The organism is Dyella tabacisoli, assembly GCF_003350925.1.
Classification (GTDB): domain Bacteria; phylum Pseudomonadota; class Gammaproteobacteria; order Xanthomonadales; family Rhodanobacteraceae; genus Dyella_C; species Dyella_C tabacisoli.
The window spans coordinates 25,764-35,700 of record NZ_KZ857187.1; the positions used below are offsets into that span (position 1 = coordinate 25,764).

The following is a 9,937-nucleotide window of genomic DNA, read 5'->3' on the forward strand; positions in this document are numbered from 1 at the left end:
CACGCCCGGCGCAGCGGAAACGCGGGCCGCTGGCGGGTTTCCTGAGTGGCATGGATGACGGACTGCGCTGTGCGGCGACGCCGTGCGGTTGGTTTAACCGCGTTCAAGCGACCAAGTCATGAGCATCTGTGCTTATACGTCGATGTCTCGACGAAACAAGGCCTGTCCGGCCATTCCATGCCGCCCTGATAACCAGATCACATACGCCTGCCCTGCAGTACGTATGGTGGTCGCTCGGCATCGGTTCGGCGACTTACGCATTGGAATCGTGAGCGACACTTTATGACGGACCCACTCTGAATGAGTAAATGCCCTATCTCTCTGGGCCCTATCTCTTTGAGCCCAATCTCTTCGGTTGGCCGGTCCCTATTCAACACACGGTACAAGCCATCTTTTTTATGTAGTGGCACGTCAATCGATCTGTAAGCGCGATCGCATCTTTCTTTTGCAGAGGAGTATGCATGTCAACCAGCTTGAATCAGTCGGAAACGATGTACGAAGTGGTCGTCAACCAAGATGGGCAATATTCGATTTGGCCGGTGAATAAGGCCGTGCCGCACGGATGGACGAAGGCAGGCAAGCAAGGTTCAAAAGAATCTTGTCTTGAATTCATTAGCGAGGTGTGGACCGATATGCGTCCGCTTTCGCTGCGCGCGCGGACGCAGTCCAGCTAGCCACGGCCGCAAGCGGCGAAATGAAATAAAACAACGGCATCCTATCCTGGATTATTGACATGCCACATGAGCGTCGGCAGTTCCTTTGTGCGCGCTTTCAGGTGCTACGCGCTCGTTTGCGCGCACGCCTTTGGCGGCTATTTGCACGGTCCGCCATAAATTCCCCATTCGCCAATTCACCTCTACATGGGTGGTCAGCGTGATTTTCAGACGGAATTATGGCCCTAAGTGTGTGCGCGACACGTGAAAACCGTATTTCTCTTTTCAGGGCAGGGCTCGCACCATTTTCAAATGGGCCGGGAGCTATTTGAGAGCGATGCCGGCTTTCGCGCCACCATGCAACACGCCGATCGCGTGGTGCATGAGCGTTGCGGCGAATCGGTATTGACTGCGTTGTTTGCGCAAGACAAGGGCAGAGACATTCCATTCGATCGTCTGCTGCACAGTCACCCCGCCATCTTCATGGTGGAGTATGCGCTGGCGACATCGCTGATCGATCGTGGCGTGCGGCCCGATATGGTGCTGGGCGCCAGCCTGGGTGCCTTTGCCGCGGCTGCCGTGGCTGGTTGTATCGATGCGGATGCCGCGTTGCTCGCAGTGATCGAACAGGCGCTCGCGCTGGAAGCGCATGGCGAGCCCGGCTGCATGATCGCGGTGATGGGTGAGCCTGAGCGTTTTCTTACGCCTGAATTACTCGCGCTTTGTGAGCTTGGGGCGAACAACTTCGCCACTCACTCGGTGATCTCGCTACCGCAAGCGAACCTGGCGGCGGTGGAAAGTTGTCTTCGCCGATATGGCATCGCGTTCCAACCGCTTCCGGTTAACTTCGCTTTTCATTCGCGCTGGATTGATGCCGCACGGCAGCCTTATCAGGCATTCCTGCGCACGCTTGCATGTCGGCCCGGTGATATTCCCATCGTGTGCTGCGCTGCCGGCGAGCTGATGCACTCCTTGCCCAGCGGCCACTTCTGGTCGGCGGTGCGCGACCCGATCCGCTTTGCGCAAACCATCAGCCTGATCGAGTCGCAGGGCAGCTACCGCTATATCGATGTCAGCCCCGGCGGGACGATGGCGACGTTTCTGAAGTACGGGTTGCCGGTGGGTTCGACATCCCAGGTGCATCAAGTCATGTCGCCCTTCGGTGACGACATGGCACGCCTGACCGAATTGACGGCGATTTCTCGGTCGGCGACGCGGCAAATAAATCAAGAAACAGGCTCGGCGACACCGAGTCGTCAAGACAACCAGGCACGGAGCAAGCGCATCATGGAGTCACGCAACATGAAAGCAATGATCTTTCCCGGCCAGGGCTCCCAGTTCAAGGGCATGGGCAAGGACCTGTTTCCACTCTTCCCGGAGCTGGTCAAAAGCGCGTCCGACATTCTCGGTTATTCGCTGCAGGATCTGTGCCTGAACGATACGCAAGGGCACTTATCGCAGACGCAATACACCCAGCCTGCGCTGTATGTGGTCAATGCCCTGCATTACTACCGGCAGCGTGAGTTGCATGCCGCCACCGAAACGGATGCACCGCCGGATTTCCTCGCCGGGCACAGCCTCGGTGAATACAACGCCTTGCTCGCGGCGGGTGTGTTCTCTTTTGAAACGGGGCTGCGCCTGGTTAAAAAACGCGGGGAATTGATGGGTGCGGCCAGCGGCGGCGGGATGGCGGCTGTACTGGGCATGTCGGCTAAAGAGGTCAGGGCGTTGCTCGATGAGCATGAGTTTGAGCAGATCGACATCGCCAACTTCAATACGCCCACGCAAACGGTTATTGCCGGCGAGAAAGGTGTGCTCGCCGCTGCGGTCGAATTATTTTCGCGAAAGAATTTCCGCTGTGTGACGTTGAATGTCAGTGCGGCCTTTCACTCGCGCCACATGCAATCGGCGCAAGCGGAGTTCGCCGAATTCTTGCAGGCCTTCTCGTTTGCAGCACCCAAGGTCACGGTGATCGCCAATGTCACTGCGCGTCCTTACGATCCAGCGCGCATCGCGCAGACGCTAGCCGGGCAAATCGCGGCACCGGTGCAATGGGTGGATTCGATTCGCTATGTGATGGGTAAAGGCGACATTGAATTTCAAGAGATCGGAGCAAGCGTACTTACGAAAATGGTGCTCGAAATAAGAGCCAAGGAAACACCTATTGTCGACGATGCGCCAAGTGCTCAGCCGCTGCCGGCGGAGGCGAATGCCGCCGCAGCGGTTGGCGAGGCAGGCCGGGTGGCGGAGCGCGGCGCGCAGCGTCGAGTAGAAGCGACAGCGCTGGGCAGCGAAGTGTTCCAGCGTCGGTTTGGCCTGAAGTACGCCTATATGGCAGGTGCGATGTATCGCGGCGTGGCGTCCGCCGAATTGGTCATAAAAATGGGCAAGGCGGGCTTGTTGAGCTTTTTCGGCGCGGGCGGGCTTTCAGTACAACGCATTGAAGCAAACATCATTCGCATACAAGGCGAGTTGAATGCAGGCCAGCCCTACGGCATGAACCTGTTGGCCAACTACGAATACCCCGCTCAAGAGGCCGCGGTGGTCGACCTTTATCTCAAGTACGGGATCAAAAACATCGAGGCGGCGGCCTTTATGCAAATGACTCCGGCCCTGGTCAGGTTCCGCCTGCAAGGGCTGCGTACTAACACACACAACGAGATCGTTTGCGATCACCGCATCGTAGCGAAGGTATCGCGCCCGGAAGTGGCAAAGGCGTTTATGAGTCCGCCGCCGCTCGCTATCGTGGAGAAGCTGCTGGAGCAGCGCTTGATAACACCGCAGCAGGCGGAGTTGTCGCAAAAAATTCCAGTCAGCCACGATATCTGCGTCGAAGCCGACTCCGGCGGACATACCGATGGCGGCATCGCGGCGGTGATGCTGCCGCCTTTGCTGCGGCTGCGCGACGAGATGCAGCGGGCGCATGGTTATGTAGAGCCTATCTGCATGGGCTTGGCGGGTGGCATCGGCGGCCCCGAAGCCGCCGCCGCCGCCTTTCTGCTTGGGGCGGATTTCATCGCGACCGGTTCGATCAACCAATGCTCGGTGGAAGCGGGCATGAGTCCCGACGGAAAGTCGATGCTGCAGGAAATGGACATTCAAGACACCGAATATGCGCCGGCCGGGGATATGTTTGAAATCGGTGCGCAGGTTCAGGTGATGAAGAAGTCTGTCTTCTTTCCCGCGCGGGCGAATAAATTGCTTTCGATCTATCGCCATTACAACAGCCTGGACGAGATACCTGCGCGTACCCGGCATCAGTTGGAAAGCACGTTCTTCAAAAAGACCTTTGACGAGATCTGGCAAGAGACGGCCAATTACTTCAAGTCAGTAAATCTGGAGCATGAAATTGCCAAGGCGGAGGCCAATGCAAAGCACAAGATGGCCTTGGTGTTTCGCTGGTACTTCGCTTATTGCACTCGCATAGCCATGGAAGGCAAGGGCGACGATCGCGTGAATTATCAGATTCAGACGGGTCCGGCCTTGGGCTCGTTCAATCAGTGGGTAAAAGGCACGGAACTGGAGCATTGGAATAAACGGCATGTCGATCGCATGGCAATCAAGATCATGGATGCAACGGCGGAGCATTTGACGCGGTCTTTTGACCGTTTTCTTGATGGCCGAAGAAGCGACCGGAGTGGGCTGAACTGATTGGCGGCCGCCGTTCGCATGATCCAGGACGATCAAAGCGTTGGCGGCGCGCATCACTCGCGCAAACAGGCACATGCATGTGCGGCACTGCAATCTGCGTTTTTTGCGCGAGATGCTGCCGTGTTTGTGCCTGATACGGGCTCGCCAGCCCGTCTTGCCCGGAACCACTTCGGCGTCAGGCCAGCATGTTTCCGGTAGTGGTTTGACGTTGATTGGCTCTAAATAGCCGGCTCAGCAAAAAAACGGCTTCGCAAAAAACAGCACTCGAAAGAACACCTCACAGGATAGGCACGGCCATGAATGTTCGTCAGATTCCGCCCCAGGAAAACCCATCGCAATTGACCGGCGAGGAGGGGGGAGATCGCATTGTCGATCATGGTGACGGTGGAGATATGGCCATCATCGGCATGGCTTGCCGTTTTCCCGGTGCCGGCAATTACGACCAGTTCTGGGAGAATCTGTGCAACGGCTTGTCGAGCATAAGCGAGGTCCCGGAAAACAGATGGGACAAGGATGCTTTTTATTCGGCCGATGTGCGGGACAAGAATAAGTCCATCAGCAAGTGGGGCGGGTTTGTCGATGGCGTAGAGTTTTTCGATTCGGATTTCTTCGGTATCTCGGCACGCGAAGCACAGGTCATGGACCCGCAGCAGCGGATCATGCTGGAGCAGGCGTGGGCATGCATTGAAGACGCGGGCTATGACCCAAGGGCATTCAGCGGCAGCCGTACAGGCGTCTATATCGGAGTTTTCAATTTCGATTACAAAGACCATCTGGTCAATGTGCTCGATGCGATCGAGGGGCATGTCTCCACGGGCACGCATACCGCTCTCATCCCGAACCGAATCTCGCATTTCTTGAATCTGCATGGCCTGAGCATGCCGGTCGATACCGCATGCTCAAGCTCGCTGGTCGCGCTGCACAAGGCGGCGCATGCGATCCGCCGCGGCGAATGCGATTACGCCCTGGTCGGCGGGGTAAGCGTGCTGTGCAGCCCAACGCATTTCATTTCATTCTCCAAGACCGGCATGTTGTCGCCGGACGGTAGCTGCAAGAGCTTCGATGAACGTGCCAACGGCTACGTGCGGGGCGAAGGCGCGGCCATGGTTTTAATCAAGCCGCTGGCAAAAGCCATTCGGGATAAAGACCGGATTGCCGCGGTGCTGCGCGGCACGGGGGTAAACCATGGTGGCCGCGCGCGCACGGTGACCTATCCGGGGTCTACGGCGCAATCGAACGTGATCGCCGAAGCCTTGCGCCAGGCAAACGTGCCGGTCAATACCGTCGGCTATGTCGAAGCGCACGGCACCGGCACGCCCAAGGGCGACCCCATCGAAGTGGAAGGCCTGAAGATGGCGTTCGCCCGCATTGCGAGCGAGCGCGGGGAGGTATTGAACGAGCATTCCTGCGGCATCGGCAGCGTCAAGACCAATATCGGCCATTTGGAATCGGTCGCCGGCCTGGCCGGCTTAATCAAGACGATTCTGTGCATGAAGCACCAAGCCTTGCCGCCGCTGGTGCATTACCAGAAGCTCAACCCGCGCATCACTTTCGATGGCAGCCCGTTCTTTATCGTCGACTCGGCACGGCCATGGCCGGCCCTGGTGGACGACAACGGACAGGCCATCCCACGTCGCGCCGGCATCAGTTCGTTTGGTTTTGGCGGCGTGAACTCCCACGTCATTGTCGAGGAATACATCGAGCCTGAGAGTACGGTATCAGGTGAAGACATTGGCGTAATGGATGGCGCTTTATCCGGGCAAGCGCCGGTGCTGATTGTGTTGTCGGCCAAGACCGAGCCTGTGCTGCGCGAACGCGTGCATCAACTGCTTGCCGCCATGGCATCGCCCGACCTTCGCCGTTCCGGCCTGGCTGATCTGGCCTATACGTTGCAAGTAGGGCGGCAGGCCATGGCCGCGCGCCTGGCGCTGGTGGTCGATTCCTTCGAGACGCTGCAAGAGCGGCTTGAAAACTGGTTGGCGCAATCGGGCAAACCTGAGGATGTTTTCAGCGGACAACTTTCGGCCGAGGTGTTGGCGCTTGTCGGGGACGAGGTCGAGCGCGATAACTTGTTGACGGCCCTGCTCGCCAGCGGAAACCTCCAGGCAGCGGCAGAGAAGTGGGTCGAAGGGCATGCGTGTGATTGGACGGTCTTGCACGATGCGGGCAAACGCCGCCGCCTCGCGCTGCCGACCTATCCGTTCGTCAAGGAAAAACATTGGGTAGAGGCCACGCCGTCGATCGAGTCGGCCGCGTCGCAGGCTGCCATCCATCCGCTCGTGCATCGCAATACGTCGAACTTCGACGGGCTGCGTTTCAGTAGTCGCTTTAGCGGAAACGAATTCTTTCTGGCCGATCATGTCGTGCAAGGCGAGCGCACCTTGCCTGGCGTGGCGCAGCTTGAAATGGCCCGCTGCGCGGCAGATCAGGCGGTGGCGGCCGGCGGTCAACATCGTTTGAAAAACGTCGTGTGGCTGCGGCCGATCGTGGTCGGGTCGCCAAAGGAGATGCACGTTGCGCTGTTTCCCGAGGGCAACGGCGAATTCAGTTTTGAGCTTTTCGATGGCGCTGATGGCGACGAGGGCCTGGTGTATAGCCAGGGCTCGGTCGTGGCTGTCGTGGAGACGCCACCGAGTGCGGTGGCGACGCACGATCTTGCCGCCTTGCGCCAGCAATGCGCGCAATCGCACCGGAGCGCGGAGGCGTGTTATGCCGCGTTTGACCGCATGGGCCTGCATTACGGGCCAGGCCATCGTGGCTTGAGCGAACTGTTTATCGGGCAAGGGCAGGCGCTGGCGCGGATAACTCTGCCGGACTCGCTGAAATCGCTGCAAGAAGGCTATGTTCTTCATCCCAGCGTGCTCGATGCGGCGCTGCAGACGGCGATCGCTTTTCAAGCCGATGATGCGGGTCGATGGGATGATGCGGCGTTGATGCTGCCTTTCGCACTGGCATCGTTGGATGTGCTGGCGCCCTGCACTGACAGCATGTGGGCGGTGGTACGCCGTAGCGCAGGCCATGCGGCAGACGACACGCTGCAAAAATTCGATATCGACTTGTGCGACGAGAGCGGACGGGTCTGTGTGCGCCTCGGCGAGTTTTGCGCGCGCGCGTCGATATCGGCTGGATCCGACGAGACGGTACGGACGGCGCTGCTGCATGTTGATTGGACAGCGCAACCGGTTACTGCCGCCGATGCGCCAGGTTATGCGCAACATCTGGTGCTGCTGTGTGGCGTCGATGCGCTAGATGCGGATCGCGTGCAGGCAGGTATGCCGGGCGTGACCTGCCTGGCCTTCGCTACCGATCAGGATCTGGCGCCGTGCTATGAATCTGCGGCTATCGCGTTGCTGGAACAGATACAGTCGCTGAGCAGCCAGCCGGGGCAGCACCTGATCCAAGTCGTGGTGCCGAGTCAGGGCATCGGCCAGACCATGGCCGGCTTGGGCGGCATGCTGCGCACGGCGCAGTTGGAAAATCCGCGCATCGTCGGGCAGGTAATCAGCGTTGAAGCGGCGCAAGACGTCGCACAAGTGTTGCTGGAGAACCGCGATGGTGACGCGCAGCAAGTGCGTTACGTCAATGGCGAACGCCAGTTGGGCGGCTGGGCCGAACGGGCGGGCGTGACTGAGGCAAGTTCACCGTGGAAGGCGCAAGGCGTCTACCTGATTACCGGTGGCGCGGGTGGCTTGGGCCTGATCTTCGCTCGCGATATCGCGCGTCAGGCCAAGGGCGTCACGCTGATCTTGACCGGGCGCTCGCTGCTGACGGAAACAACGCAGGCCAGACTCGGTGAACTCGAAGCGCTGGGCGCGACCGTGCAATACCGCCAGCTTGACGTAGGCGACCGCGACGCCGTGACGCACTGTGTGCGTGGCATTGTCGAAAACTTCGGTCGTCTGCACGGCATCATTCACAGTGCGGGTGTCCTGCGCGACAGCTTCATCATCAAGAAAACCCGCGAGGAATTGCACGCGGTGCTGCACGCCAAAGTGGCCGGCACCCTGAATCTTGATGAAGCCAGCCGGGAACTGGCGCTCGATTGCTTTATCTGTTTTTCGTCCACCTCGGGTGCGCTCGGCAATGTGGGGCAGGCCGACTATGCGGCCGCGAACGCTTTTATGGATGCCTTTGCGCACTACCGCAGTGACCTGGTGGCCCAGGGCCTGCGTCACGGACGTACGCTGTCGGTGAATTGGCCGTTGTGGGAAGAAGGCGGCATGCAGGTTCACGCCGCTACGCGCGAGAGCATGACGCAGCAGACCGGGCTGATCCCCCTGCGCAGTGCCAGCGGTTGTGCGGCATTGGCGCAGGCCTTGTCGAGCGGTTCGCCTCAGCTACTGGTGGCGGAAGGCGCGATACGCCGTTTCAAGTCCGGGTTATCTGCCGTAGCGAAGCCCGTCGCGGTGGCGGCTAAGCCCGAGCGCGCGACGTCGAATGCAGCGTCTGATGAGCTGCAGGAGAAAGCCATTCGCTATTTCGTCCGACTGCTGTCGAGTACGCTCAAACGGCCGGCTCACAGCATCGATGCGCATGTGCAGATGGAGGCCTACGGTATCGACTCCATCCTGGTGATGGACTTGACCAGAGCCTTGGAGCAAGTGTTCGGCTCGCTCTCCAAGACGCTGCTGTTCGAATACCAGACGATTGCCGCGCTAGCCGGCCATTTCCTGCAGCATCACCGCGCCCGCTTGAGTGAAGTGCTGGGCGAAACGCAGAGCGACGTTACCGAGGCGCCATCGCCGCGCGAGGAAGCGGCATCCGTCACTACCGCCACGGCAAGCCGTCGCCCGCGTTTTGGCACGCGCCATGGCGGTTTCCAGAACGAGATTGGGCAACTCGGCGATGTCGCCCGCTTCAACTCAACGACGGCAACCAACGAGGTCGGCGAGATCGCCATCATCGGCGTGGCCGGACGCTATCCGCAGGCGGGCAATCTCGAACAGTTCTGGGCCAATCTGAGCCAGGGCAGGGACAGCATCACCGAGATCCCGTCCGAGCGTTGGGACTATAAGCTCTACTACGACGAAGACCGCAACAAGGCCGGCAAGACCTATAGCAAGTGGGGCGGCTTTATCGACGGCGTCGATCTGTTCGATCCGCTGTTCTTCAATATCTCGCCGCGCGAAGCAGAGCTGATGGACCCGCAGGAACGGCTGTTCCTGGAATGCGTGCATGCCACGCTGGAGGACGCGGGCTATACCAGGGACAGCGTCACCCAACATGCCGGTGCAGGACAGGAAGGCAGTGTCGGCGTGTTCGTCGGCGTGATGTACGAGGAATACCAGCTCTATGGCGCGCAAGAGCAGGCCAGGGGGCACAACCTGGCGGTGTTCAACAGCCCGGCGTCTATCGCGAACCGTATTTCGTACTTCTGCAACTTCAATGGTCCCAGCATGGCGCTGGACACCATGTGCTCGTCATCGCTGACGGCCATCCATCTGGCCTGCCAAAGCCTGCAGCGCGGCGGCTGCGCGGTGGCCGTCGCCGGTGGCGTGAACGTGTCGGTGCATCCGAACAAGTACTTGATGCTGGCGCAGGGCAAGTTCATTTCCGGCAAGGGGCGTTGCGAGAGTTTCGGCGAAGGCGGCGAAGGCTATGTGCCGGGTGAGGGCGTGGGCGCGGTGCTGCTC

The 9,937-nt window shown here is 59.6% G+C and carries 3 protein-coding genes; all 3 read left to right on the forward strand.

Annotated features, from left to right (window positions below):
• Nucleotides 1–461 precede the first annotated feature (461 nt).
• The gene (locus DVJ77_RS20635; protein WP_114847425.1) at nt 462–674 is read left to right on the forward strand and encodes an MbtH family protein; all 213 of its coding nucleotides are present in this window, start codon (nt 462–464) and stop codon (nt 672–674) included.
• Nucleotides 675–917: 243 nt separating this feature from the next.
• Nucleotides 918–4,304: an ACP S-malonyltransferase gene (gene fabD / locus DVJ77_RS20640; protein ID WP_162791630.1), complete on the forward strand. Its 3,387-nt coding sequence runs from the start codon at nt 918–920 to the stop codon at nt 4,302–4,304.
• A 296-nt stretch (nt 4,305–4,600) separates the two neighbouring features.
• Nucleotides 4,601–9,937 (forward strand): type I polyketide synthase (locus DVJ77_RS20645; protein WP_114847427.1); only part of this gene is annotated, 5,337 nt, incomplete at its 3' end.

What these genes read in the sequence shown, in the direction of transcription:
- DVJ77_RS20635 (WP_114847425.1), top strand. Translation starts at nt 462, where the DNA reads ATGTCAACCAGCTTGAATCAGTCGGAAACGATGTACGAAGTGGTCGTC.